The following is a 23,854-nucleotide window of genomic DNA, read 5'->3' on the forward strand; positions in this document are numbered from 1 at the left end:
GCACCGCGGGGATGCCGTGGGGGACGGGAGTGCCGGCTCCGCATCCGTCGGCGTTCGCCCGGAGAAGTCACGATGAGCGTGGGCATCGATGTGTACCCCGACAACGTGGCTGCTCCGTCTGTGGAACCCGGCGCCCACCCGCACGACAGCGGGCCACATGACGCACCCCTGAGACAGAATCGGCCCTCAGATGGCCACTACGACGCCGACCCGACCGACATCAGCGCATCCACGAAGGATGCGGGTTGGCTAACCGCTCAGAGCGTGCGGGTCAGTGCCGATAGGTCCAGAGAGTCAGGGCAGGCACTCGGGGAGTTGGTGATCGGAATTACCGCGTTGGACGTCGTCGTCGGCCGGCAGTCGATCTTCGACCGTGACCGTGCCGTCTACGGCTATGAACTGCTGTTCCGTCCGATCGATGCCTCGGCATCGGCAACTGGACCGCTCAGCGGGGATCTGATGACCTCGATGGTGCTGTTCAGCGCGACCGGTATCGGGCTGCATCGCCTGATCGGCAACCGGTTCGCGTTCTGCAATGCCGACCGCGGCCTGCTCACCGGAGCCGTGCCGATCAGCCTCCCGCCCGAACAGACCGTGATCGAGGTGCTGGAGACGGTGGTCCCCGACGCCGCGATCATCGAGGGCTGCGAGCGGTTGGTGGCGCAGGGCTTCCGGCTCGCGCTCGATGACTTCGTGTGGTTCGACGGTGTGGAGCGGCTGCTCGGACTGGCCGACATCGTCAAGGTTGATCTGACCATCGTTGCCCCACAGGACCTGCCGGGCTTGGTCCAGCGGCTGCGTCAGTATGACGTCAAGCTCGTGGCCGAGAAGGTCGAGTCCGAGGAGGAGATGCTGCGGTGTCTCGATCTCGGCTTCGACTACTTCCAGGGCTATGCCCTGGCGCGTCCGGTCATCCTGCCCGGCAAGACCCTGGGCTCCTCCGAACTGGGTCGGCTCCGGATGGCCTCAGCGCTGCTGGGCCGGGATTTCGAGGTCGACGAGCTCGAGGCGATCGTGGCCACCGAGCCGGGCATGATGTTGCAGCTGTTGCAGATGGCTGGCGCCGGCGGTCTCGCCGGGACCCGCCGGCGGGTTCGCAACGTCCGGGAAGCGTTCGTCATGATCGGTTCGCAACGCCTGCAGAACTGGATCGCCCTGTTGGTGATGGTCGATCGTCGGGTGACCAGCACCGATGACTTCACGACCGCGTTGACCCGCGCGAAGATGAGTGAGGTCCTGGCCCTTCAGCTTGAGACGGGACGGTCCAGCCTGGCTTTCACGGCCGGGATGCTGTCCGCGATCGATGTCCTGATGGGCATTCCGACTGAGCAAATCCTCAGCACGCTGTCGTTGGATGACGAGCTGCAGGACGCCGCGTTCGGCGAACAGAGCACCACCGGACGCCTGGTCCGCGACGTGATCGATCACCTGTCGGCCAAACCGAACCCATCGTGCCGTAGCGGCTTCACCGACCAGGAGCTGGATCTGGCCGCGATCCATGCGTTGAACTGGGCGCTGGACGTCGTCGACGGACTGACCTCCTCGATTTCCTGACGCGGCCGGGCCGTTCTGCGCGACGGCCCTGACCGGTGCGTCGGGGTGCCCGGCAAGGGCAGGGCTGCGTCGTGGCCACCGCAACATGCGCCGTGCGGGCCGCGGCGCTGAACGGGCCCGATCTGGCGGTATGGCGCATGTCCGACGGCGCGGAGGCGCGGCGTCGCGCTGGAGACCGCGCTCCTGTCGGAGCACGCTCCTAGGCTTTGGCCATGACGACGTGGGACGAGATCACCTCCGCAGTCGGCCTGGCCCTCGGCGGGGAGAAGGTCGACGGTCGACGCGAGCTGCTCAGCTGCTGGGGTGGGACCTCCGAGCAGGACCACGCGCAGCGGTGCGTGCTGGCCCACTACCTCGCCGACCTCGAGCCCCAGCTCGACGACGAGGTGACGTGGGACGAGCGGGCGTGGGCGGCATACGCGCACGTCGGTGAGGACGACCTGGCGGCGATCGGCATCGCCTCGGCGCGTGCGCTGGCCCCCAGCCTGCACCTCAACCTCGGCGACGGTTACCTGCGGCAGGGGCGCACGGCCGACGCGGCGGCCCAGCTGGAGGCGGGGCTGACTGCCCAGAGCGCCCTGCTCGACGACGGGTACGGCGCCCTCGTGCGTCGCGGGCTCGTCGGCCTGGGGAAGAGGATCGCGGGGTCGAAGGTGGAGGGCGGCGACTGAGCGGCTCACGAGGCGACGGTGGCGCGACCTCGCGCGGACGCGGGGGGTACGCCCGGAGAGCGACGCTCAGAGCAGCCGGTCGAACCACACCTGGTCGAGCAACGGGATGCCGTCGCCCTCGAGCCCCGCAAACGGCATCAACCGTGACACCTCGGCCTCGTCGGCAGGATCGGCGTCATCGGCCTGCCGACCGACACACCGGTGAGCATCACCGGCAGCGTCCGGCGAATGGCAAGGTAGTCGCCATGGCCAAGCGCACGAGCCCGGAGACCCCTGACGGGAAGGGCTCCTCGCGGGCGACCTCGGACGAGCTCGCGGCCTGGCTCGCCTCGTCCGGTCTGCCCAGCGTCGAGGAGATGGCCCAGCAGATGCTGGCCAGGGGAGGACCGGCGTCCCTCGGTGACTTCGCGTCTCTCGGCGGCTTCGGTCGACGGTGCCTCGAGCCGACCCTGCAGCTGCCCGAGCCGGCCGACGAGGTGCGCATCCTGCGGCTGCGGGTCGACCTCGACGGCACGCGTCCTCCGGTCTGGCGCCGGGTGGAGGTGCGGAGCGACCTGACCATGAGTGCCATGCACGAGGTGCTCCAGGCAGTCATGGGCTGGACCGACAGCCACCTGCACCGCTTCTGGGTGGGACCGACCAAACAGCTCTGGAGGGGGCCGCACCTAGTCAACCACCTCGACGAGGACGACTCCGTCGACAACGGCGTCGGCCACGAGAGCGCGGTCGTGGTCGACCAGGTGCTGCGTGAGCCCGGCGACCGGGTCTTCTACACCTACGACTTCGGCGACAGCTGGGACCACACCCTCAAGCTGGAGGCGGTCCGGCCGGCCGTCGGCGACGAGCCCCCGGCGGTCTGCCTCACCGGCCGTCGGGCGGGCCCGCTCGAGGACAGCGGTGGCGTCTGGGGCCACGAGGCGGTCGTCGCGGCCCTCGGCGGCGGTCCGCCGCTCGATGAGTGGCAAGCCGACGCGGTGCCTGCTGGCTACGACCCAGCGCAGTTCGACGTCGACGAGGTCAACATCGCCCTCTCCTTCGTCGGCCTGACTGCTGACGAGCTCTTTGCCACCATCAGCGGTGGCGTGGGCGGCCGGGGCGGCTCGAGCGAGGTGGCCGCCCCCGTCCTCCACCCGGCCCTGGCCGATCTCGTGTCCCGAGCCCATGGGGACGACGTCGCGTCGCTGGCCGAGCTGACCCGGCTCGCGCACGCCACGGCCGCAGGCCCCGGTGAGGAGGTGCACGAACGGCCCCGCACCGTGCCCCCGCTCGACACCCGCGGCGCCGTACGCCTGTGGCAGGTGCTGCTGGACGCGGCCGGTGACGACGGCATCCCTCTCACGACGGCGGGGTGGATGGTCCCAGCCGTCGTGCAGGAGGTGTGGGCTGCCCTGCGGCTGGGTGGAGAGTGGATCGGCAAGGGCAACCGTGAGGACCTCACCCCGCCGGTGGCAGCGGCGCGCACGATCGTCATGCAGGACGGGCTGCTGCGCCGGCACCGGGGTCGCCTCAAGGCCACCCCCCTGGCCCGCGACGCCAGGCACGACCCAGCCGCCCTGTGGCGCGTCGTCGCTGACGGGATGATCCCGCGAGGTGCGAAGGCGGTCGGCGCCTTCGAGACCGACTGTTCCGTCTTGCTGCTCCTGCACGTCGCCGCGGGCTGCCCGGCCGGCGACGACACCGTCGTCGAGGTGGCCGAGGTGCTCGTCGGTGCGGGCTGGAGCGGTGGCGGCGACGGGCTCACCGACACCGACGTACGGCGTGGCGCCACCCACGCGGCCAGCCGCCTGGCCTGGGTGGCGGGGTCGCGTCGGTCACTGCCGTGGGAGTCGGCGAGAGCGGTGCAGCAGGCGCTGGCACGGGCCGCGATCTTCCCTCAGGGCTAGCCCGGGCGTGACGTCGCGGCGATGATCGAGCGCAGCGCGGTCCGTCTCCGAGTGGAGGTGTTTCGAGGGGCTTCGCCGCCCAGTCAGACCTCGAGCCACCGCCGCACGGCGTCCCGCACGAAGGCCATCTCGGCCGGCAGGCCGACGGGGTTGCCGGCGCGGTGGCCCCAGACGGTCGGGATCGGCAGCAGCTCGGCGGACCGCAGGTGCGGCAGCTCGGCGGCGTTGTCGGCGACGCGGAAGTAGAGGTCGGTCTCGCTCGGCATCAACAGGACCCGGGCCGAGATGGCGGCGAGGGCTGCGGGCAGGTCGCCGCCGGCGCTGATGTCGGCATCGGACCACGTCTGCGCCTGGGCGTAGAGGTCGGCGGCCCGGCTGGTGGCGAACCCCGCCTCCCAGTCGGTGCGCAGATAGGTCTCGAGGTCGGGCGCCCCGAGCACCGTCCGGAAGAGCTCCTCGCGGTAGAAGTCCTGGCTCAGGCCCCACCCGGCGTAGACGTGGGCGAAGGCGCGCAGTGCGGCGACGGGCTCGGCCGAGAACCGTCCGCCGCCGAGGTGCTCGGGGGCGGCCTCGAGGATGCGCATCAGCCCGGAGAGGAAGACCCGGTTGTGGATCGCCGTCCGGGCGCTGCCGCAGACCACGATGGCGCGCTCGACGACGTCGGGGAACAGCGACGCCCAGTGGTAGGCCTGGATCGCGCCCATCGAGAAGCCGTAGGTCGCGGCAACCCGGTCGATGCCCCACTGCTCGTGCAGCAGCCGCCGCTGGGCCCGCACGTTGTCGCCGGCTGTGACGACGGCGGGGAAGTCCACGCCCTCGGCGGCGCTGGAGGACAGCCCGTTGGAGAACATGTCGGGGACGACGACGAACCACTTCTCGGGGTCGAGGACCAGGTCGGGACCGATGAGGTCGGCGAGGTCGGTGTGCGTCGCGCCGTAGCTGCACGGGTAGACGATCACGTTGTCCCTGGCGGCATTCAGGGTGCCGTGGGCCTGCCACGCGAGGCGCGCACCATGGATGACGCCACCCCGCTCCACCTGTGTGTCGCCCAGCTCGAGGACTCCGTCGATGACCGGCCAGCTGCTCACCCGCCAACTATGACACCGGTCGAGCCTGGTGTCGCGACGCCTTAGCGACGGGTCATGAAGGACACCGCCGCCGCCAGGGACGCGTCGGTGAGGTCGGGGTCGTGGCGCGGCCCGATGTCGCGCATGAAGGCGTGCTCACCCCCCGCGTAGACGTGCAGCTCGACGTGCTCGGAGCCCGCGGCATACAGGCTCGTGAGGACCTGGAGGCGTGCAGCGGCGGGGACGTGCGGGTCGTTGGTGCCGAACACGACCATCATCCGCCCCGTCACGTCGGCGGCTCGGGCGAGGGTCCTGCTGTCGGCGTCGGCGCCGACCTGGCCGTCCTGCAGCCCGGTCGGGTAGAAGCACACCGTCGCCGACACCCGCTCGTCGAACGCGGCGCGGAAGGCCAGGTGACCGCCGATGCAGAAGCCGACGCAGAAGACGTCGGTGACGTCGGCCCGGCCGGCCAGGTGGTCGAGCAGTGCGACGCGGTCGGAGTCGAACTGCGCCGTCGTGGTGGCCGCCGCCCCGGCCATCCCGGCGACCTTGCCCGCGTCGTCGAACTCCAGCGCGACGCCGGCCAGCGTGCGCGGATAGATCTCCGGCGCGAAGACGGCGAACCCGTATGACGCCAGCCGCCGCGCGGTGCGCAGCGTCGACTCGGTGAGCTGGAAGATGTCGCTGTAGAACAGCACGGCCGGCCACGGACCGTCACCGACCGGGCGGATCCAGATCGTGCGGATCTCGCAGTCCGGCGCGGCGACCCGCACCTCCTCCTCGCGCAGCTTCATGTCGGGTGAGCCTAGTGCGGTCGGCGTCAGGGAGCTCGGTGGGAATGTGCGCTGCCCTCTACCGCAACGGGTCTGGGAGGGTTGAGGTCAAAGAACTAGACCATGGGCCATTGGAGTGCTGGGCTCGACTTCGCGGATTTGGACAGGGCCGTAGACGAGGCCTCGGACCATTCCTTCGCCTTCCTGTCGCGGCTGGTCTCGGCACCCAGCGCGCTCGGCGGTGAGGCGCCGGCGCTCGACCTCTTCGCCGCACAGCTCCGCGAGCTCGGCTTCACCACCCGCAAGGTCTTCCTGGGCGACGACCTCGGCACCGACCCGCGCGCCGGTGTCCCGCAGGAGGTGGCCGGGGAGCGCTACAACGTCGTCGGCACCCTCGGTCCCAGCACGGGGCGATCACTGCTGCTGAACGGCCACATGGACGTGGTGCCGGCGACATGAAGTGCGGCTTCGCGATGGGCCTCCTCGCGCTTCGTGCCCTGCTCGCCGTGCGCCCGGATTTCCTGACGGGGCCGCTGCACTTCCTTGTCGTCATCGAGGAGGAGCGCACAGGCGACGGGACGCTCGCCGCGTCCGACCAGGGCGTCCTCGTCGACGCCGTGGTGCTGCTCGAGCCCACCGGGCTGGACCTGCTGCTCGGGGGGATCGGCGTGCTCTGGTGCGACATCGAGGTCGTGGGACGCTCGGCACACGCTGAGGCAGCGCACCTGGCGGTCAACCCCTACGACCTGCTCGCGCGGCTGCTCGGCGGACTGCGTGAGTGGGCTGCCTGCAGGTCGACCACCCCGACGACATGCTGATCGGTGCCGAGAGCCCCGACAACCTCAACGTCGGTGAGATCCGCTGCGGTGACTGGCCCTCGAGCGTCCCGGTCGACGCCACGGTCCGCGTCCGGGTCGGATACCCCCGGTCATGGACCCCCGACGAGGCGGCAGCGGCCGTTCGCACGGCGGTGGCCAGCGTGGCGAGGCGCGACGGCGGCTTCCCGGTCGAGCCCACGCTCCGGTTGAGCGGCTTCCGGGCGCCGGGCTACTGGCTCTCGGACGACCACGCGCTCACCCGGACCATGGCCAGGGCCCACCAGGGCGCGCACGGCGTCGAGCCGGCGTCGATCTCGACACGATCGTGGCCGGGGCCCGCACCCTGGCTCGTTTCCTCGTGGACTGGTATGCCGCGCCCCAGGGCAGCCTGGTCCCTGCCTCTGCCGATCAGGAGGCCCACCGGTGACCGGCGCTCTGGACATCGACCCGTTCGGTGAGCTCGAGCGGGATGCCGGCGAGCCGCTGGGCCGACGCATCGTCACGCGCAACGTCGCCGACCAGATCGTGGACCGGATGGTGACCGCGGTGGCTCTCGGTGTCTACGTCCCCGGGCAGCGGCTGCCGTCCGAACGCGACCTGTCGCAGATGCTCCAGGTCTCGCGCACAGGCGTGCGAGAGGCTCTGCACCGACTGGCTGAAGCGGGCTACATCGAGGGGCGTCGCGGTCGTCAGGGCGGTTCGTTCGTTCTCTCGGGATGGGGTCCCAACTCCGCCGAGATGGTCGGCAGGCACCTGCTGCCCAACGGGGACCGATTCGAGGCGCTCTTCGATGCGCGGTGCCTCATCGAGCCCCTCATCGCCCGCACCGCCGCCGAGCGGCGGACCCGCAGCGACGTCAAGGCGATCCGCAAGGCCCTCGAGCTCTACCGGCAGGCTGGTGACAGGGAGGCCTCCCGACAGGCCGACGAGCAGATCCGCTCCCGGGTCAGTCTCCACCTCGGAGCCGAGCCGTACACCACGCAGGCGCGCAAGAAGGCCGCACTCCAGCACGAGGCCCTCACCGACGCCATCGACGTCGGCGACGGCGGCCTGGCGGCCCAGATCGCGTCGAGCCACGTCTCGCTCAGCGACGGTCCGGTGGTCGCGCTCGTCAACGGTCTGGCGGATGACCTGGACTCCTGGGGTTTCCAGGTCCCGGCCCTGCTGGCCGCCGGACTGCGCGTGGTGCGGTTCGACAACCGGGGCATCAGGAAGTCCGGTGCACCCACGGGGCCCTACAGGGCGGCATCGTCTGCGTGCAGAACGCCTTCAGCCTCCTCGACCGCAGCGACGCCGACGTGCTCGATCTCTGCCACCGCTCCGGCGTCGCCTACGTGCCCTACTTCCCGCTCGGCTCGGCCTTCCCGCACCTGCCCAAGGTGACGGACGACGTCGCCGTCCGGGCTGTCGCCGCCCGGCTCGGCGTCACCGCCGCGCAGGTCGGCCTCGCGTGGCTGCTCGGACGCCGTGCCAACGTCCTGCTCATCCCCGGCACGTCGAGCGTCGCCCACCTCGAGGAGAACCTGTCCGTGGCTGACGTCGTGCTGAGCGTCGACGATGTGGCCGAGCTGGAGCGTGGGGTCTGACGTCGTCCGCGACGCGACCGGCCGGAGCCCGACCGGTTCGTCTTTCCCCGGTGCGGACCCGTGTGACGTGGGCTACGTTCTCCTGTATGACTCTCAACGTCCCTGACACCCGACGCCTCGCCCCCGAGGCCGACCCGTCGACCGCCGCAGCATCCGCTCCGTCGGAAGCGACCCTCTACGAGCGACTGGGCGGCGCCTACGGCATCGCCGGTGCTGTCGACATCCTGGTGGACCGCCTCTTCGCGAACGTCAGCGTCAACGCCAACGCCACGGTGCACGAGCACCATGGCAACAACGCGAACGCCCCCGGCTACAAGTTCCTCGTGACTGCCTGGTCGATCGAGGCCACGGGCGGGCCCGCCTGCTACATCGGGCACGACATGAGCGAGGCGCACGAGCACCTCGACATCGACGCCCAGGGCTTCGATGCCGTCGTCATGGAGATCGCGTCCACCCTGTCCTACCTAGGCGTCCCCGCCGAGGAGAGCACCGAGTTCATGGCGATCATCGAGGGCTACCGGTCGGCGGTCGTCGCGTCGTAGCCTGCTCGTGCCGTCACCGGCCCGTAACCGCCGGGGTCGGCTCCCGCCGCTTACGGTGACTCAGTGCCACACTCCTCCCAGGCCGCCCGGCTCGTCCCCGTCGTCGTCGGTCTGTTCCTCTTGCTCTCCGCATGTTCCGCGACGCCCGACCTGTCCTCGGTGCCTGGCTCCGGATCGACCACGGGGAGAAGCGGCTTCGCTCTGGCACCGGCCACGGGCTTCGCCTCTTCCACGGCCTTCGCGCGCGAGTCGACCTGCGAGGGGTCGGGCGACCTCTCTCCAGGGCTCGACTTCGTCGGCGTGCCGGCCGACACGGCCGCGTTGGCGCTGACGATGGTCGACACCGATGCACCGGGCGGCCGGGTGCACTGGATCCAGCTGCTGCCCGGTGACGCCGTCGGCATCAAGCAGCACGTGCTGGCGCCGGGGGCGCGCGAGCTGACCAATGACTTCGGCGAGGCGACGTACGACGGGCCGTGCCCGCCGGCGGGGCCGCCCCACCACTACGTGCTGAGCCTCGTCGCACTCGCCACGCCGTTCACTGCGACAGCCGGCGCCGACCCGCGAGCGGTCGTGGCGGCCATCCGGTCTGCGGCCACCGCGACGGCGTCGCTGACGGTGACCTACGCCAAGGGATGACGGTGCTGCCGGCGTGGGGCCCACGACCGACAGCGACCGGAGACCGCGGCGTCCCCGGTAGGTGGGGTCAGTTGCTGGCTTCCCCGTAGTTGAAGGTCGTCGTGCATCCTCCGTCGACCGGGACGATCGCCCCGGTCATGAACGACGACGCGTCTCCGGCGAGGAAGAGCGCCACGGCGGCCACCTCGGAGGGCTGGGCCTGGCGGCCCAGCGGCTGCATCCCGGCGGCCTTCTCGCGGACGGCCGTCGCGGCCTCGATCTCCTCGGGGGTCAGTCGACCGCGCCGCCGTCCGAGCCCCGTGTCGATGTATCCGGGGCAGATCGCGTTGACCCGGATGCCGTCCGGGCCGTAGTCGACGGCGAGCTGGCGGGTGAGGTTGATGATCGCGCCCTTGGACGCGCAGTACGCCGCAGCCTTGGGGGCCCCGATGAGGCCGTAGGTCGAGGCGATGTTGACGATGCGTCCGCCGCCGGCCGTCAGGAAGTGGCCGATGGCGTACTTGGTGCACAAGAAGGTCCCACGCAGGTTGACGTCGATGACCCGGTCGAACTCGTCGGGCTCGAGCTCGTGCAGGCGGGCCTGGCCGCCTCCGATCCCTGCGTTGTTGACGAGGATGTCGAGGCCACCGAAGGCCGTCAGGGTCGCGTCGACCAGGTGCGAGCTGTCCTGCACCTGGGCCACGTCGGCGGCGACGAAGGCGGCGGACCCGCCGGAGTCGCGGATGGACTGAGCCGTCGCCTCGCCGTCGTCCTCGAGGACGTCGGACACCATCACGTTGGCGCCGGCCGCGGCGAGCGCCTTGGCGATCGCCGCTCCGATGCCGTTGCCCGATCCCGTGACCACGGCGGTGCGGCCGTCGATGCGTGTCATTCCGGGGTTCTCCTTCGTCGTTGGGTGGATCTCGTTGTCGGTGCGTCGGGGGGGTTGAGGCCTCCGCGGCCGGCTGTCCTCGTGTGGCTCACCGCGTGGTTCTCCCACTGCTTCATCCGCTTGAGGCTCTTGTCCCCGCCCAGCGTCATCACCATCTCGACCACGACCTCGACCAGCGCCATCACGGCCACGAAGGTGTCGAACGGGATGGCCTCGGCCTCGACCGCGAGCACGACGTCGGCGCAGGACGCCACGGGGGACATGCCGCGGTCGGTGATCAGGACGACGTCGTGCCCGGCGGCCTTGGCCTGCTGCGCCACGACGAGCGCGGCCGGCTCGTATCGCCGTAGGTCGAAGATCACGAGGACCGACCGCTTCCTGGCGTCGAGGGTCAGCCCGGCATCCCGGCGCAGGGGCTCCTCGAGGAAGACGACCTCGGCCCGCACCTGCGACAGCTGGAGGGCCATGATCCGGGCGATCGACACGGAGAAGAACCCCCCGGTCACCAGCACCCTCGCGGGGCAGTGGGCGATCAGCGCCGCTGCGGCGTCGATCTCGGAGCGGGGAAGAAGGCGCAGCGTCGCCTCGATCGCGTTGATCCGCCGGTGCATGGCGGTCGCGACCGGCTCGTGGTGGCGGTGAGCCGAGCCGTGCGCCAGGGCGCGCAGGACGGGGCTGCTCCCGCCCTGCGAGATCTCCGTGCGCAGGTGGTGCTGCAGGTCGGTGAACCCGCTGAAGCCCAGCCTCGTCGCGAAACGGACCACCGTCGGCGCGCTCACGCCGGCGAGCTTCGCCAGGGAGTGGCTCGTGCCGAGCCCCGCTGCGGGGTAGTCGGCGAGCAGCTCTCGGGCCACTCGCCGCTCGGCGTCCGTGAGCCCGTCCATGTGGTCGTGGATCAGGGCGGAGGCCGTGATCGAGTCCACCGTCGCTCCTCATGTCGTCCTGCCGGCTGAGCGGATCGCCCCCCGTGATGAACAGGATGTTACAAGACTGGCAGATCAGCCGTCCACAAGAAACATCTGTAATAACAATCGAGTAACGTCGGGCCCGGCCCCCTATCGCCGACGGAGCGCTGTTCCTAGGCTCCTGACCACTGGGGATCCGGCACGAGGGACCCCGCGCGACGTGCACCAGACGTGCACCAAGGAGTGGGTTTCGGTGAAGAGCAAGCTGGTGAGTCTGACATTGGTCGGGACCATGGCGCTGGGCGGCGCGATGCTGACTGCCTGCTCCCGCGGCAGCAGTGGGGGAGCAGCGGCAGGCGGCTCGACAGCGGCCGGCTCGCCGGTCAAGGGCGGGGACCTGACGATCGCCCGGGCGCAGGACGCGAAGTCGATGAACAACATCCTGACGTTCGACAACAGCTCGATCTTCATCTTCGAGCAGATGCTGGAGCCGCTCTTCACGGTGACCCCGGACGGCAAGGACACGCAGCCCCTCCTTGCGGAGGGCTTCACGGTCTCCGCGGACCAGAAGACGTACACCATTGCGCTGAAGAAGGGCATCACCTTCTCGTCGGGTGCGGAGATGACCTCCGCCGACGTGAAGTTCTCCATCGACGAGGACACCAAGCACGCCGACACCGGCTGGGGCTTCATCAACAGCGCGATCAAGACGGTCACGGCCAAGGACAAGTACACCGTCGTCGTCGAGCTCAAGCACGCGTGGGCGCCCATCATCGCCGACCTCGCGCTCTTCTCCAACGCGATCGTGCCGAAGGACTACGGCGGCAAGACCATGGAGGAGTTCTACCAGGCCCCGGTCGGCACCGGCGCCTACAAGTGGGGGGAGTGGAAGAAGGGCCAGTACCTCAAGCTCGTCGCCAACCCCTCCTACTGGCAGAAGGGGAAGCCCTACCTGAGCTCGGTGACGTGGAAGGTGGTGCCCGACTCCAACACCCGCAAGCTGCAGGTGCAGGGCGGCCAGGTCGACATCAACGAGTACCCCGACTGGTCGAGCTTCAAGTCGCTGGGCACGGCGAGCAACGTCACCGCCAAGACCTTCCCGTCCACCGAGCTCGACTACCTCGCCTTCAACCAGAACAAGAAGCCCTTCTCGGACGTGCACGTGCGCCGTGCGATCTCGGCGATGATCGACCGCGAGGCGATCGTCAACGCCGTGCTCTTCGGCAACGGCACCCCGGCCAACTCCCTGCTCATGCCTGGCGTCCCGTTCTACGACAAGAGCACCCCCGGCATCATGAAGGACGACGCCCTCGCCAAGTCCGAGATGGCGGCCTCGACCGTGCCCAGCGGCTTCGACACCACCCTGCTCATCCCGTCGGGTGACGCCTCCAAGCTGTCGACGGCGCAGATCATCCAGGGCGACCTCAAGCCCTACGGCATCAACGTGACCATCACCCCGCTCGACCCCACGGCCAACCACAACGCCCAGCAGAACATGCAGTACGAGATGGGTCTGTCGGGCTGGACGATGGACATCCCCGACCCCGACGAGTGGACGCAGTTCGCTGTCGACCCTGCGGGCGGTGCGAAGTCGGCGTACACGAACTACAACAGCACGAAGGCGATCGACCTCAACCGTGCCGCCGAGGCGGAGGGCGACAAGGCCAAGCGGACCGAGGCCTACAGCCAGCTGCAGAAGGTCACTGCCGAGGAGGCTCCCTTTGCCTACCTGTACTACGCCCCCTACGCCTACGCCTTCTCCAACAAGGTGCACGGCTTCAACGTGACCCCCCTCGGGAACTACCCGATCATGGACGTCTGGAAGAGCAACTGACCGTCCCGGACGGGAGGAAGCGCAGTCGGACGAGGATGCAGACGCCATGCTGACCAGGTTGAAGTTCGTGCCGATGAGGCTGTTGCAGGCCGTGCCCGTGGCCTTCGGTGTGACCCTGGTGGTCTTCTTCCTGGTGCACCTGATCCCTGGTGATCCGGCCGAGGCGCTCCTCGGGGCCCAGGCGACACCTGAGCGGGTGGCGGCTCTGCGGCAGCAGATGGGTCTGAACGACCCTCTGGTGCAGCAGTACTGGCACTTCCTGGTGCGCCTGCTGCACGGGGATCTGGGGCAGAGCTACATCTACCAGACCCCCGTGCTCGGTCTGGTGCTCGAGCGCGTGCCGGCGACCTTGATGCTGGTGCTCTACTCGGTGGTCCTGATGCTCGTCATCAGCATCCCGCTGGCGATCGCGGCGGCGTCGCGGCCGGGCGGCGTCCGTGACCACGTGGTGCGGGTCATCCCGCTGGTGGGTCTGGGCATGCCCCAGTTCTGGGTCGGGATCATGCTGCTGCTGATCTTTGCCGTCACCTTCGGCTGGTTCCCGGTCGGTGGCTACGGTGAGACGTTCGGTGAGCACCTCTGGTATCTCTTCCTGCCGGCGCTCACGATGGCGATCTCTCTGTCTCCCATCATCATCCGCAGCCTCCGCGCCTCGATGCTCACGGTGCTGGAGAGCGACTACGTGGCCACGGCCAAGTCCAAGGGAGCCGCAGGCCGGGGCCTCTACATCGGGCACGTGCTGCGCAACGCGGTCATCCCGGCCGTGAGCATCGTCGGCGTCAACGTCGGCTACCTCGTAGGCGGCTCCCTGGTCATCGAGCAGGTCTTCGCGATCCCCGGGCTGGGATCCATGATGATCGAGTCGATCTTCGCCCGGGACTTTCCCTCGGTGCAGGCCGTCACCCTCTTCGTCGCCGTCTTCGTCGTCGCGGTCGGGATCCTGACCGACGTCGTCTACACCATGCTCGACCCGCGGGTCGACCTCACCCACCGGAGCGACGTATGACCGATGTTGCCCTGAGGCGACCCTGGCGGCGCACCACCGCCCCGACCGCCCGCGGCCTGCGCCCCTGGTACCACAACCGCAACCTCGTCGCGGGGCTCGCCATCGTGGGGATCATGCTGATGCTGGCGATCCTGGCACCGGTCCTCACGCCCTACGACCCCATCAAGCAGGACCTGCTCAACACCCTCCAGCCGCCGAGCAGCGCACACTGGCTCGGCACCGACAAGCTGGGTCGGGACGTCCTCGCCCGTCTGCTCTACGGTGCCCGGGTCGACCTGCGGATCGGCTTCATCGCCGTGCTCATCCCGTTCGTGGTCGGCTCGGTCCTCGGGGCGGTCGCGGGCTACTTCGGGGGCTGGCTGGACAACGTCATCATGCGCGTCGTCGACGTGTTCTACGCCTTTCCGCTCTACATCCTCGTCATCGCGCTCGTCTTCGTGCTCGGCTCGGGAGAGCAGAGCATCTACCTCGCGATCGCCTTCGTCTCCTGGGTCTCCTACTGCAAGATCGTGCGCGGCGAGGTGATCGTGGCCCGCCGCCAGGAGTACGTCCAGGCGGCCCGTCTCGGCGGCCTGAGCCACGCCCGGGTGCTGGGCCGGCACATCGGGCCCAACGTCATCAGCCAGGCGATCACCTACGCGATGTCGGACATCATCATGGACATCATGGTGATCGTCACCCTGGGCTACCTCGGGCTCGGGATCACCCCGCCCACCCCGGAGTGGGGCGGGATGATCTCGGACGCCAAGGAGTTCATCACCACCCTCTGGTGGATGGCGGTGCTGCCCGGCCTCGCCGTCGTGATCACCGGCCTCGGTCTGTCACTCATCGGCGATGGCCTGTCCGACCTCTTCTCCCCGGAACGGCGGAAGTGATGAGCGCCCTGGCCAGGAACGAGCCCGTCGAGTCGCTGCTTCGCCTGCAGGGACTGCGGGTCGGGGTCCCGCGCGACGACGGCAGCGCCACCACCCTCGTGCACGACGTCTCCTTCGACGTCGCTCCCGGTGAGCGCTACGGCCTCGTGGGCGAGTCCGGGTCGGGCAAGTCGATGACCCTGCGGGCGATCGCCGGGTTGCTGCCCCGGGGGGTCGAGGTGCTGGGTGGTCGGATCGAGTTCGACGGCACCGACCTGCTGACGATGCCCGCCGGTCAGCGGCGCCTCCTGATGGGTCCGAGGATCTCGATGATCTTCCAGGAGCCGATGACCGCGCTGAACCCGACGATGCGGGTCGGACGACAGGTCTCGGAGGGACCCCGTCGGCACCTGGGCCTGTCGAGGGCTGCCGCCGACCGGCTCGCCGTGGACATGATCGCGCTGACCGGCACACCAGATCCCCGGCGCCGGGCCCAGGCGTATCCGCACGAGCTCTCCGGCGGGTTGCGGCAGCGGACCATGATCGCGATGGCACTCTCGTGCGAGCCGGCTGTCGTCCTGTGCGACGAGCCGACCACCGCCCTCGACGTCACGGTGCAGGACCAGGTGCTCCGGCTCCTCGCCAGGCTGTGCGACGAGATGGGCAGCTCGCTGGTCTTCGTCACGCACGACCTGGCGGTCGTGAGCCAGACGTGCAGCCGGATGAGCGTGATGTATGCCGGTCGGCTCATGGAGCAGGGCAGCGTGCGCGGCATCTACGAGGCGCCCCGGCACCCCTACACCGAGGCCCTCTTCGCCTCCGCCCCGGACTTCGACGAGCCCGAGCGGAAGCTCGTCGCCATCCCGGGCCTGCCGCCGTCGCTGACGGCCCCACCCCCGGGGTGCCCCTTCGCGCCGCGCTGCGTGCACGCCGTGCTGCAGTGCGACGCCGGGCCGAAGGCGCTGGTCCCCGTCGGGTTCGGTCGGCTGTCGGCCTGCGACCGGGTCGACGCGATCTACGGAGCCACGTCATGAGCGCCACGGACGTCGCGACCGAGGTGCTGGGCGTCGAGGGCGTCTCGAAGCACTACGGGAGCCGTCGCAACGTGCTGAGGGCACTGGACGGTGTGGACCTCACGCTGCACCGTGGTGAGATCCTCGGGCTGGTCGGGGAGTCGGGGTCGGGGAAGTCGACGCTGGCCAAGATCCTGGCGGGCGGCGCGAGCCAGACGTCCGGACGGGTCCTCGTCGACGGCCACGAGATGACGTCGCGCCGTGGTTCCGACCTGCGCCGCCGGATCCAGATGGTCTTCCAGGACCCGTACTCGTCGTTGAACCCGCGGATGACGGTGCGCGCCGTCCTCACCGAGGTGCTCATGGTGCACAAGGTGGTCCCTCGCAGCGAGGTCCCTGCCGAGCTGGCCCGGCTCATGGGCCTGGTCGGTCTGGACGACAACGCGCTGGACGCCTACCCGAGCCAGTTCTCCGGCGGGCAGCGACAGCGGATCGCGATCGCCCGGGCCCTGGCGGTCCGACCGGAGATCCTCATCGCCGACGAGGCCGTGTCCGCGTTGGACGTCTCGGTCCAGGCGACGATCCTCGAGCTGTTCCAGTCGCTGCGCAACGAGCTGGGCCTGTCCGTGCTCTTCATCGCCCACAACCTCGCGGTGGTGCAGCACCTCGTCGACCGGATCGCGGTGATGTACCTCGGACGCATCGTCGAGGTCTCACCCACGGCCGAGCTGTTCACCTCACCGCAGCACCCCTACACCCAGGCCCTGATCGCCTCCGTCCCACGGATGCGTCCGCGTGACCTCGACCAGCCGCCGGCCATCGAGGGGGAGCCGCCCAGCCCGATCGACATCCCCTCCGGCTGCCGCTTCAACCCGCGGTGTGCCCACGCGCAACCGACCTGTCTGTCCGACGACCCCCCGCTGGTCGCGGTCAGCCTCGGGCACGCGGCAGCCTGCCTCTTTGCGGGGCGTCTTCAGCCCCGCTCGACCGATCATCAGAAGGAGCACGAGTGAAGGTCTACCTGTCGTTCGATTTCGAGGGTGTCGCCGGCATCGTCGACTGGCAGCAGTGCGTGGAGGGTGGAGCCGCCTACGAGCTCGGCTGCCGGCTGATGCTCGGCGAGGTGAATGCTGCGATCGAGGGTGCGGTCGAGGGCGGGGCCGACGAGGTCGTGCTCAACGACTCGCACTCCACGATGCGCAACCTCGACCCGGACGCGCTCGCCCACGGGGCCTCCTACGTCTCGGGCCGACACAAGCAGCTGTACATGATGCAGGAGCTGGACGACAGCTACGACGTCATCTTCTTCGTGGGCTACCACGGGTCGATCTCGGGGCCGACCTCCACGCTCTCGCACACCTACAACCCCGAGGTCTTCAGCGCCGCCCGGGTCAACGGTGTCGAGGTCGGGGAGAGCGGGATCAACGCCCTCGTCGCCGACCACTTCGGGGTGCCGATCGGGCTCGTCACGGGAGACGCCGCCACCCAGGACCAGACCGCGCCGTTCGCGAGGGGCGCGGTCCAGGTCGTCACCAAGCGGTCGGACTCCCGCTTCAGTGCCAAGAGCCTGCACCCGGCCGAGTCTCGCCGGCTGATCCGTGAGGGTGCGCAGGAGAGCGTGCGCCGAGCCGGAGCGGGCGAGCTCTCCGTGCCCGGCCTGGAGCGTCCCTACCAGCTGGACCTCGACGTGCAGACGGCCGACATGGCCGAGATCGGCAGCTGGGTCAAGGGCGCCGAGCGTCACGGCACCCGCACCATCCGCATCGAGTCGGACGACGCGCTCGCCGTCTTCTCGTCCTTCGTCGCCGTCAACTACATCACCCGCCAAGCCGGCGGTCGCTGAGAGGGGAGTGGCCGTGAACGTGCTCTACTCCAGACCCTCGCCCGACGACGCCCGTCCCGGGCCGCTGCTCCTGATCCACGGAGGAGCCGGACCACGCCACACCGAGCTGGCCCTGCAGGAGTCGCAGGACTACCAGCGGGGGCTGAGCGACGCGCTGGAGGCCGGGGCGCAGGCGCTGCGCTCGGGCCGGTCGGCGCTCGACGCGGTCTGCGCGGCCGTCATGCAGCTCGAGGACAACGCGCTCTTCAACGCCGGCCGCGGTGCCTCGCTCACCGACCGGGGGACCGCCGAGATGGATGCCGCGGTGATGACCGGAGACGGCCGTGCCGGCTCCGTCGCGGTCAGCAGGCACGCACGCAACCCGGTGCTCGCGGCGCGCGCGGTCCTGGAGCGCACGGACCACGTCCTGCTCGTCGACCCCGCCCCGGAGCTGACGGTGGACTGGGGGCTGGTCAACGCCCCGGCGGAGTACTTCGTCACCGAGGCTCGCCAAGCACAGCTGGAGAGGGTGCTGGCCGAGCGTGAGACGGCCCCGCGGTACGGCACCGTCGGCGCGGTGGCGCTCGACGTCGAGGGGCGCATCGCCTGCGCCACGTCGACGGGCGGCATGGTGGGCCAGGCGGTCGGTCGGGTCGGCGACACCGGGCTGATCGGGGCCGGCTCCTACGCCAGCGCCGACGCTGCTGCGCTGTCGTGCACCGGTGAGGGAGAGGCCTACATCGAAGGGGTCGTGGCCCACGACGTCGTCGCGCGGATGCGCTACGGCGGGGTCGACCTGGAGGACGCGCTGCGGTGCACGTACGAGCGGGAGCTCGATGCCCGGCGGGCGACCGGGGGCACGATCGCCCTGAGCCCGAGCGGGCGCGCGCTCATCGTGCACAACAGCCAGGCCATGTTCGCCGGCTACTGGGACGGCGAGACGAGCCGTGCCTTCGTCTAGCCGACGAGCGGGGGCCGTGCCGACCGCTGGAGGAGGAACCATGGGCGTGCTGACCGGCCGGAAGGCCGTCGTGACCGGGACGGCGCAGGGGATCGGGCGCTCGATCGCGGAGCAGGTCGAGGCCCAGGGGGCCGTCGTGCACCGGGTCGACCGTGCCGACGTCGACCTCGCCGACTCGACGGCAGCGACGGCCTACCTGCGAGACCTCGGCCCGGTCGACATCCTCGTGCACGCGGCCGGGGGGCTGTGTAGGCAGACCCATGTGCCCGTCGAGGAGGTCACCGATGCCGCCTGGGACGCGGTGGTGGACGCCAACCTGCGCAGCGCGTTCAACTGCGTGCGCGCGGTGGTCCCCGCGATGAAGGCGCGCGGCTTCGGCCGGATCGTGACGATCTCCTCCGGAGCGGGTCGCAGCGTCAGCCTGACGGGCGTCCAGGCCTACACCTCCTCGAAGGCGGGGCTGATCGGCTTCACGCGCCAGATGGCCTGGGAGCTGGGTCCGCACGGCATCACGGTGAACTGCATCGCGCCGGGCTTCGTGCTGTCCAACCCCACGACGCAGGCGCAGTGGGACGGCTACGGGCCAGACGGCCAGGCGAGCCTCGTCGAACGGATCGCCGTGCGCCGCACCGGCGAGCCCGAGGACATCGCCCGGGGAGCGCTCTTCTTCGTCGCACCGGATGCCGGGTGGGTCAGCGGCCAGACCCTGTCCATCGATGGCGGGCACTCCCTCTTCTGAGGGACCGGACCACCGTGCGGGGCCGGCACCCCGGCCCCTCGATCCAAGGAGTGAACAATGGAACTGACCATCAACGGCTGCCGACTCAACGTCGAGGACCTCGGTCCGAGAGACGCCCCGCTGATCATCGCCCACCACGGCGGTGGCGGCATCGGGTCGCTCCAGGAGCCCAGGGACACCTTCGGGCCACTCGCCGACGAGTACCGCGTCATCGTCTTCGATGCTCGGGGGTGTGGTGCGAGCGAGGCCGTCCCGCCCTACTCGCACGCCCAGTGGGCCGCCGACGTCGATGCGCTCCGGGAGTGGGCCGGGGCGCAGAAGGTCACGGTCGCCGGAGGCTCCTACGGCGGTTTCATCTCCCTGGAGTACGCGCTCGCCTACCCCGAGCACGTCGAGGCTGTCATGCTGCGCGACACCGCGGCCGATGGCTCGAACCTCGAGATCGCCTTCGAGAACGCCCGCAACCAGGACCGGGTCGAGATCCAGTGGGACAACTTCAACCGCTACTGGAGCGGGCAGATCCGTGATGACGCCGACCTGAAGCAGTGCTGGAGCGAGATGATCGGGCTCTACAACCACGACCACGACCCGGAGCGGGACGCCGCGACGGTCGAGGCCGGGAGCTACCGCCACGAGTCGCACAACTGGTGCTTCCAGCACAACTGGGCCGCCTACGACCTCAAGAACCGGCTCGGCAGCCTGACGGCACCGGTGCTCGTCACGGTCGGTCGCCACGACTGGGTGACCCCGGTGAGCTCGTCGGAGACCATCGCGACGCTGGTGCCGAACGCCGAGCTGGTGATCTTCGAGAACTCCGGTCACTCGCCCCAGAGCGAGGAGCGCGAGCACTTCCAGCAGGTGCTGCGCGACTTCATGCACCGCGCGGTGCCCCTGCCCGTGCGCACCTGACGGACTCCGGTGAGGCGCAGCTACGACAGCTGGGCGTCGACCAGGTGCGGTCCTGGCTCGCCGAGGGCCCAGCGGAGGTGCTCGACGAGCTCGTCGGCGGTGGTGGCCCGGCGGGCCGGCACCCCCATCCCGGTCGCGAGGGCGACGAAGTCGAGGGCGGGCCCGGTGAGGTCGAGCAGCTGTCGCGCCCGTACGCCGTCGCTCGCGGCGCCGACCCGGTCCAGCTCTGCGGCGAGGATGGCGTAGGCGCCGTTGTCACAGATGACCGTGGTGACGTCGAGCTGCTCGCGGGCCTGCGTCCAGAGCGCCGTGAGGGTGTACATCGCACTGCCGTCGGCCTGCACCGAGACCACCGGTCGGTCCGGGCAGGCCACGGCGGCGCCGGTCGCGACCGGCATCCCCTGCCCGATGGCGCCACCGGTCAGCGTCAGCCAGTCGTGGCGCGGGCAGCCCGCGGTCGCCTCGGCCAGGTGCGCGCCGGACGTGATGGCCTCGTCCACGACGATCGCCCCCGCGGGCAGCAGCGCGCCGATGGCGGCGGCCAGCGTCCGCGTCGTCAGCGGACCCGTCGGCAGGTCGGGTCGCTGCTCCGGGCTCAGCTCGGGGGCCGCGTCACCGCGGAGCTCGTCGGCGAGCGCGCAGAGCGCCTCGGTGGCGTCGTCCCCGGCCTCGGCCAGCACGTGCACGCTGCACCCGTCGGGGACGAAGCCGCCGGGCAGGCCGGGGTAGGCGAAGAAGGCGACGGGCTCGCGCGCGCCGGCGACGACGAGGTGCCGGGTGCCGGCGAGCTCGGCCAGGGCCGGCTCGGGTGGGTAGGGCAGCGTCCGGACGAAGGGCAGGCCGGCCCCTCGGGGGAGCCGCGCGGGGAACGTCTCGCACAGCAGCCGGGCCCCGGTCGCAGCCGCCACGCGCGCCGCGGCGAGCAGCCCCTGCTCGGTCAGGGCGTTGCCACCGAGGAACAGCACGCGGTCGTCCCCACCGGTGAGTGCCTGCGCCACGTCGTGGACGACGGCCGCGCGCACCGGCGCCGGGGAGCGGTGTCGCCGGGCTGACGCCGGGCGACCGCCCTCGCCCCACGACACGTCGGCCGGCAGCACCAGCGTCGCGACGCAGCCGGGCGCCGAGCGGGCGGCGGCCACGGCAGCGGCAGCGTCGGCGCCGAGGTCACCGGTGGTGAGCGACCGCCGCGTCCACCCCGACACCGTCGAGGCCAGGGCGTCGATGTCGGACTCGAGCGGGGCGTCCAGCCGCTTGTGGGGCATCGCGTGGTCGCCGACGACGTTGACCACCGGGGTCCTGGCCCGGCGGGCGTTGTGCAGGTTGGCGAGGCCGTTGGCCAGCCCCGGCCCGAGGTGCAGCAGCGTGGCTGCCGGGCGCCCCGTCATCCGTCCGTAGCCGTCCGCGGCGCCGGTGGCCACCCCCTCGAAGAGGGTCAGCACGGCACGCATGGCCGGCACGTCGTCGAGGGCGGCGACGAAGTGCATCTCCGACGTGCCCGGGTTGGCGAAGCAGACGTCGACGCCGGAGTCGACCAGGGTGCGGACCAGAGCGTGAGCGCCGTTCATCGGCCCACCCCACGCTCAGCCCGCCCCCGCGGACCCCCGGTCGTCACAGCTGGATGCCGCGGGTCAGTGCGCCGTCCACCAACAGGTTGGTGCCGCTGACCCGCCCGGCCAGCCGGCTGGCCAGGAAGACGACCGGCGCGGCGACCTCGTGCGGGGTGCCCATCTGCCCGGTCGGGTTGAGCCCCATCGCCAACGTGTAGAGCTCGGGGTTGCCGGTCTCGATGCCCTCCCAGACCCCACCCTCGAAGTAGGTGTTGCCCGGCGAGACCGTGTTGGCGCGAATTCCCTTGCTGGCCAATTGCATCGCCAGCCCGTGGATGTAGCCGACGATCGCGGTCTTCACCGTGCCGTAGGGGCCTGAGGCGAAGTCCGACTCACGTCCCGACACGCTCGAGACCGCGATGATCGAGGCGGACTCGCTGCGCTCGAGGTGGGGCATGGCCGCCCGCACCAGCCGGACGGTGTGCATGAGGTCGACGTTGAGACTCGACTGCCAGCTCTCCTCGGTGTCAGGGATGGCGAGCGCGCTGACGTTGGCGACCACCACGTCGATCCCGCCCATCGCGCCGGCCGACTGCTCCACCCACGCCGCGAGCGCCTCCCCGTTGCCGACGTCGACGACGGCGCCGCGCACGGTGCCCTGCGCGCTCAGGTCCTCCTGCGTCGCCGACACCTCGTCGGGGTTGCGGGCGCAGAAGGCGACGTGCGCCCCCTCGGCGAGGAAGGCCTCGACGACCGCCCGGCCGATCCCTCGCGTGCCGCCGGTGACGAGCACCCGCATGCCGGTGAGCATCAGGTCCATGGGTCGAGCCTTTCGATGAGGTGGGGAGGTGCTACCGGGTGAGGGCGCGGGCCCGGGCCCGGAGCTCGGCGTGCATGCCGCCGAAGGCGTCGGCGGCCGGGAGGAGGTCCTTGGCCGCCATCACCACCACGCTGTAGTTGGCGTCGACGACGTTGGCGATGGGGGCCTGGGTGATCTGTGAGCACAGCTGGTAGGCGTCCATCCGGTGCAGGCCGGTCAGCTGGCCGACCCAGTCCACGAGCTCGGCGTTGCCGATGCGCCACGCGTCCTCGAGCGGGCGGCTGGACCCGATCGTCATCAGGTGGCTGTCGCTCTCGACCCGCGGCCAGGCCGGGGCGCCTCCCTTGATCAGCTCGACGATGAGGGTGGTCGTCATCGCGCCCTCGACCGCGGTGCCGCACGCCTCGCCCTCACCCTGGCGGTAGTGCCCGTCGCCGATGGAGAAGAGGGCGCCCTCGACGTTGACCCCGAGGAACACGGTGGAGCCGGCCCGCACCTGCGGAGCGTCCATGTTGCCGCCGAAGCGATCGGGCACGAGGGCGGAACGCACCTCGCCGCCCGCGGGAGCCACCCCGATCGTGCCCAGCATCGGCTCGAACGGCAGCTCGACCCGGTGCTCGCTGTGCCTGGCCGCGAAGGCGACGGTGCGCCGCTCGCGGTCCAGCTCGTAGATCCACGTGGTGTCCGGCAACGGCTCCTGCAGGGTCACCGTCCGGTCGGTGCCGGTCATCCCCCCGAAGAACGGGATGGCGGCCGACACACCCCAGTCGCGAGCGGCCTCGAGGGAGACCAGGTGCAGGGCGAGGGTGTCGCCGGGCTCGGCCCCCTCGACGTGGAACGGCCCGGTCTGCGGGTTGACGCACCGCAGGTCGACCTTGGCGCTCGAGAGGTCGTCCACGGTGCGCAGTGCCCCACCGAAGGCATCGTCCGACCAGAGCCGCAGCACGGCTCCGGGCGTCACCCGCATCACCGGGGCGGCTCCCCCGAACGTGTAGGCGTAGCGGTCACGGGTCGGCACGTACTCGATCACGTCCATCACC

The 23,854-nt window shown here is 70.5% G+C and carries 25 protein-coding genes; 18 read left to right on the forward strand and 7 right to left on the reverse strand.

Annotation, left to right across the window (positions count from 1 at the left end; all coding sequences use genetic code 11):
• The first annotated feature begins 72 nt into the window (after positions 1-72).
• The 3 genes from V3N99_12695 to V3N99_12705 all read left to right on the forward strand — a co-directional run bounded on the left by V3N99_12695 (position 73) and on the right by V3N99_12705 (position 4,108).
• The gene (locus tag V3N99_12695; GenBank protein MEO3937600.1) at positions 73-1,554 is read left to right on the forward strand and encodes an EAL domain-containing protein; all 1,482 of its coding nucleotides are present in this window, start codon (positions 73-75) and stop codon (positions 1,552-1,554) included.
• A gap of 212 nt (positions 1,555-1,766) precedes the next feature.
• Complete coding sequence (locus tag V3N99_12700) at positions 1,767-2,225, forward strand: hypothetical protein (GenBank protein MEO3937601.1); 459 nt, start codon at positions 1,767-1,769, stop codon at positions 2,223-2,225.
• A gap of 245 nt (positions 2,226-2,470) precedes the next feature.
• Entirely contained in the window at positions 2,471-4,108 is a 1,638-nt protein-coding gene (locus tag V3N99_12705; GenBank protein ID MEO3937602.1) for a hypothetical protein, read from the forward strand.
• An 83-nt stretch (positions 4,109-4,191) separates the two neighbouring features.
• Here the strand turns inward: V3N99_12705 and V3N99_12710 are convergent, their stop codons facing one another.
• Both V3N99_12710 and V3N99_12715 read right to left on the reverse strand, forming a co-directional pair.
• Positions 4,192-5,196: an alpha/beta fold hydrolase gene (locus V3N99_12710; GenBank protein MEO3937603.1), complete on the reverse strand. Its 1,005-nt coding sequence runs from the start codon at positions 5,194-5,196 to the stop codon at positions 4,192-4,194.
• Between the two features lie 41 nt (positions 5,197-5,237).
• A complete protein-coding gene (locus V3N99_12715; GenBank protein ID MEO3937604.1) occupies positions 5,238-5,969 on the reverse strand; it encodes a dienelactone hydrolase family protein in 732 nt (243 codons plus the stop codon).
• Between the two features lie 102 nt (positions 5,970-6,071).
• On the opposite strand from V3N99_12715, the gene V3N99_12720 reads away from it, so the two are divergent.
• The 6 genes from V3N99_12720 to V3N99_12745 all read left to right on the forward strand — a co-directional run bounded on the left by V3N99_12720 (position 6,072) and on the right by V3N99_12745 (position 9,533).
• On the forward strand, positions 6,072-6,407 hold the full coding sequence (locus tag V3N99_12720; GenBank protein ID MEO3937605.1) for a hypothetical protein: 336 nt from the start codon (positions 6,072-6,074) through the stop codon (positions 6,405-6,407).
• Complete coding sequence (locus V3N99_12725; protein MEO3937606.1) at positions 6,404-6,766, forward strand: peptidase dimerization domain-containing protein; 363 nt, start codon at positions 6,404-6,406, stop codon at positions 6,764-6,766. The genes V3N99_12720 and V3N99_12725 overlap by 4 nt, the downstream gene beginning before the upstream one ends.
• Before the next feature lie 423 nt (positions 6,767-7,189).
• Positions 7,190-8,149 (forward strand): GntR family transcriptional regulator, encoded by a 960-nt coding sequence (locus V3N99_12730; protein ID MEO3937607.1) that lies wholly within the window; start codon positions 7,190-7,192, stop codon positions 8,147-8,149.
• Complete coding sequence (locus V3N99_12735; protein MEO3937608.1) at positions 8,065-8,352, forward strand: aldo/keto reductase; 288 nt, start codon at positions 8,065-8,067, stop codon at positions 8,350-8,352. The genes V3N99_12730 and V3N99_12735 overlap by 85 nt, the downstream gene beginning before the upstream one ends.
• A gap of 86 nt (positions 8,353-8,438) precedes the next feature.
• The gene (locus V3N99_12740) at positions 8,439-8,894 is read left to right on the forward strand and encodes a group 1 truncated hemoglobin (GenBank protein ID MEO3937609.1); all 456 of its coding nucleotides are present in this window, start codon (positions 8,439-8,441) and stop codon (positions 8,892-8,894) included.
• A 63-nt stretch (positions 8,895-8,957) separates the two neighbouring features.
• Positions 8,958-9,533, forward strand: coding sequence for a YbhB/YbcL family Raf kinase inhibitor-like protein (locus tag V3N99_12745; protein ID MEO3937610.1), 576 nt, complete (start codon positions 8,958-8,960; stop codon positions 9,531-9,533).
• Positions 9,534-9,600: 67 nt separating this feature from the next.
• Here the strand turns inward: V3N99_12745 and V3N99_12750 are convergent, their stop codons facing one another.
• Entirely contained in the window at positions 9,601-10,404 is an 804-nt protein-coding gene (locus V3N99_12750; protein ID MEO3937611.1) for an SDR family oxidoreductase, read from the reverse strand.
• Complete coding sequence (locus V3N99_12755; protein ID MEO3937612.1) at positions 10,401-11,327, reverse strand: MurR/RpiR family transcriptional regulator; 927 nt, start codon at positions 11,325-11,327, stop codon at positions 10,401-10,403. Before V3N99_12755 ends, V3N99_12750 begins: the two co-directional genes overlap by 4 nt.
• Positions 11,328-11,562: 235 nt before the next feature.
• Between V3N99_12755 and V3N99_12760 the strand changes: the two genes are divergently transcribed.
• Genes V3N99_12760 through V3N99_12800 form a run of 9 tightly spaced genes read left to right on the forward strand, consistent with a single transcriptional unit; the run spans position 11,563 to position 20,447 of the window.
• The gene (locus V3N99_12760) at positions 11,563-13,143 is read left to right on the forward strand and encodes an ABC transporter substrate-binding protein (GenBank protein ID MEO3937613.1); all 1,581 of its coding nucleotides are present in this window, start codon (positions 11,563-11,565) and stop codon (positions 13,141-13,143) included.
• Positions 13,144-13,189: 46 nt separating this feature from the next.
• Positions 13,190-14,149: an ABC transporter permease gene (locus V3N99_12765; GenBank protein MEO3937614.1), complete on the forward strand. Its 960-nt coding sequence runs from the start codon at positions 13,190-13,192 to the stop codon at positions 14,147-14,149.
• Positions 14,146-15,024 carry an ABC transporter permease gene (locus V3N99_12770; protein MEO3937615.1) on the forward strand — a complete coding sequence of 293 codons (879 nt, stop codon included), beginning with the start codon at positions 14,146-14,148 and terminating at the stop codon, positions 15,022-15,024. The genes V3N99_12765 and V3N99_12770 overlap by 4 nt, the downstream gene beginning before the upstream one ends.
• The gene (locus tag V3N99_12775) at positions 15,024-16,037 is read left to right on the forward strand and encodes an ABC transporter ATP-binding protein (protein MEO3937616.1); all 1,014 of its coding nucleotides are present in this window, start codon (positions 15,024-15,026) and stop codon (positions 16,035-16,037) included. The genes V3N99_12770 and V3N99_12775 overlap by 1 nt, the downstream gene beginning before the upstream one ends.
• On the forward strand, positions 16,034-17,029 hold the full coding sequence (locus tag V3N99_12780; GenBank protein ID MEO3937617.1) for an ABC transporter ATP-binding protein: 996 nt from the start codon (positions 16,034-16,036) through the stop codon (positions 17,027-17,029). The genes V3N99_12775 and V3N99_12780 overlap by 4 nt, the downstream gene beginning before the upstream one ends.
• Positions 17,026-17,859: a M55 family metallopeptidase gene (locus tag V3N99_12785; GenBank protein ID MEO3937618.1), complete on the forward strand. Its 834-nt coding sequence runs from the start codon at positions 17,026-17,028 to the stop codon at positions 17,857-17,859. The genes V3N99_12780 and V3N99_12785 overlap by 4 nt, the downstream gene beginning before the upstream one ends.
• Positions 17,860-17,872: 13 nt before the next feature.
• Positions 17,873-18,799 carry an isoaspartyl peptidase/L-asparaginase gene (locus V3N99_12790; protein ID MEO3937619.1) on the forward strand — a complete coding sequence of 309 codons (927 nt, stop codon included), beginning with the start codon at positions 17,873-17,875 and terminating at the stop codon, positions 18,797-18,799.
• A 40-nt stretch (positions 18,800-18,839) separates the two neighbouring features.
• A complete protein-coding gene (locus tag V3N99_12795; GenBank protein MEO3937620.1) occupies positions 18,840-19,538 on the forward strand; it encodes an SDR family NAD(P)-dependent oxidoreductase in 699 nt (232 codons plus the stop codon).
• Between the two features lie 57 nt (positions 19,539-19,595).
• Positions 19,596-20,447 carry an alpha/beta hydrolase gene (locus V3N99_12800; GenBank protein MEO3937621.1) on the forward strand — a complete coding sequence of 284 codons (852 nt, stop codon included), beginning with the start codon at positions 19,596-19,598 and terminating at the stop codon, positions 20,445-20,447.
• Positions 20,448-20,467: 20 nt separating this feature from the next.
• Here the strand turns inward: V3N99_12800 and V3N99_12805 are convergent, their stop codons facing one another.
• The 3 genes from V3N99_12805 to V3N99_12815 are packed head-to-tail and all read right to left on the reverse strand — an operon-like array spanning position 20,468 to position 23,850.
• Positions 20,468-22,012: an acetolactate synthase large subunit gene (locus V3N99_12805; protein MEO3937622.1), complete on the reverse strand. Its 1,545-nt coding sequence runs from the start codon at positions 22,010-22,012 to the stop codon at positions 20,468-20,470.
• A 43-nt stretch (positions 22,013-22,055) separates the two neighbouring features.
• On the reverse strand, positions 22,056-22,814 hold the full coding sequence (locus V3N99_12810) for an SDR family NAD(P)-dependent oxidoreductase (protein MEO3937623.1): 759 nt from the start codon (positions 22,812-22,814) through the stop codon (positions 22,056-22,058).
• A gap of 31 nt (positions 22,815-22,845) precedes the next feature.
• Positions 22,846-23,850, reverse strand: coding sequence for an acetamidase/formamidase family protein (locus V3N99_12815; protein MEO3937624.1), 1,005 nt, complete (start codon positions 23,848-23,850; stop codon positions 22,846-22,848).
• Positions 23,851-23,854 lie beyond the last annotated feature (4 nt).

It is taken from the genome of Dermatophilaceae bacterium Soc4.6 (assembly GCA_039889245.1).
Classification (GTDB): Bacteria; Actinomycetota; Actinomycetes; order Actinomycetales; family Dermatophilaceae; genus Lapillicoccus.

Bases quoted from the DNA above. Each gene is read 5' to 3' on its own strand.
- V3N99_12695 (MEO3937600.1), top strand. From the start codon at position 73: ATGAGCGTGGGCATCGATGTGTACCCCGACAACGTGGCTGCTCCGTCT.
- V3N99_12700 (MEO3937601.1), top strand. From the start codon at position 1,767: ATGACGACGTGGGACGAGATCACCTCCGCAGTCGGCCTGGCCCTCGGC.
- V3N99_12705 (MEO3937602.1), top strand. From the start codon at position 2,471: ATGGCCAAGCGCACGAGCCCGGAGACCCCTGACGGGAAGGGCTCCTCG.
- V3N99_12715 (MEO3937604.1), bottom strand. From the start codon at position 5,969: ATGAAGCTGCGCGAGGAGGAGGTGCGGGTCGCCGCGCCGGACTGCGAG.
- V3N99_12720 (MEO3937605.1), top strand. From the start codon at position 6,072: ATGGGCCATTGGAGTGCTGGGCTCGACTTCGCGGATTTGGACAGGGCC.
- V3N99_12725 (MEO3937606.1), top strand. From the start codon at position 6,404: ATGAAGTGCGGCTTCGCGATGGGCCTCCTCGCGCTTCGTGCCCTGCTC.
- V3N99_12740 (MEO3937609.1), top strand. From the start codon at position 8,439: ATGACTCTCAACGTCCCTGACACCCGACGCCTCGCCCCCGAGGCCGAC.
- V3N99_12750 (MEO3937611.1), bottom strand. From the start codon at position 10,404: ATGACACGCATCGACGGCCGCACCGCCGTGGTCACGGGATCGGGCAAC.
- V3N99_12765 (MEO3937614.1), top strand. From the start codon at position 13,190: ATGCTGACCAGGTTGAAGTTCGTGCCGATGAGGCTGTTGCAGGCCGTG.
- V3N99_12770 (MEO3937615.1), top strand. From the start codon at position 14,146: ATGACCGATGTTGCCCTGAGGCGACCCTGGCGGCGCACCACCGCCCCG.
- V3N99_12775 (MEO3937616.1), top strand. From the start codon at position 15,024: ATGAGCGCCCTGGCCAGGAACGAGCCCGTCGAGTCGCTGCTTCGCCTG.
- V3N99_12780 (MEO3937617.1), top strand. From the start codon at position 16,034: ATGAGCGCCACGGACGTCGCGACCGAGGTGCTGGGCGTCGAGGGCGTC.
- V3N99_12795 (MEO3937620.1), top strand. From the start codon at position 18,840: ATGGGCGTGCTGACCGGCCGGAAGGCCGTCGTGACCGGGACGGCGCAG.
- V3N99_12800 (MEO3937621.1), top strand. From the start codon at position 19,596: ATGGAACTGACCATCAACGGCTGCCGACTCAACGTCGAGGACCTCGGT.
- V3N99_12805 (MEO3937622.1), bottom strand. From the start codon at position 22,012: ATGAACGGCGCTCACGCTCTGGTCCGCACCCTGGTCGACTCCGGCGTC.
- V3N99_12810 (MEO3937623.1), bottom strand. From the start codon at position 22,814: ATGGACCTGATGCTCACCGGCATGCGGGTGCTCGTCACCGGCGGCACG.
- V3N99_12815 (MEO3937624.1), bottom strand. From the start codon at position 23,850: ATGGACGTGATCGAGTACGTGCCGACCCGTGACCGCTACGCCTACACG.